Annotated in this window: 1 protein-coding gene; it reads left to right on the forward strand. The window is 58.0% G+C overall.

What is annotated here, in order from left to right:
- The coding region (locus HK26_RS13705) for a hypothetical protein (protein ID WP_180539599.1) at positions 1 to 224 on the forward strand (224 nt) is incomplete at both ends.

A 224-nucleotide genomic window follows, 5' to 3' on the forward strand; every position in this document is an offset into this window, starting at 1 on the left:
GAAGTCAGCACCATCAAGCAGTTGCTTGATGTGACCTCCAGCGGGTCGGAAAGCATTGCCAGTCAGGCCGCGGATATCCAGCGCCAATATGCCAACGCTGCCCGTGCTGCGCAGCAGTACGGCATGGATGCGCAGATCCTGATTGATAAGGGCAATACCATTGCAGCCCAGATGCTGGCCAACGCCAAAACCCAACTGGATCAGGCAGACCAGTCCGTGCAGGC

It is taken from the genome of Acetobacter okinawensis (assembly GCF_002153655.1).
GTDB classification, from domain to species: Bacteria; Pseudomonadota; Alphaproteobacteria; order Acetobacterales; family Acetobacteraceae; genus Acetobacter; species Acetobacter okinawensis_A.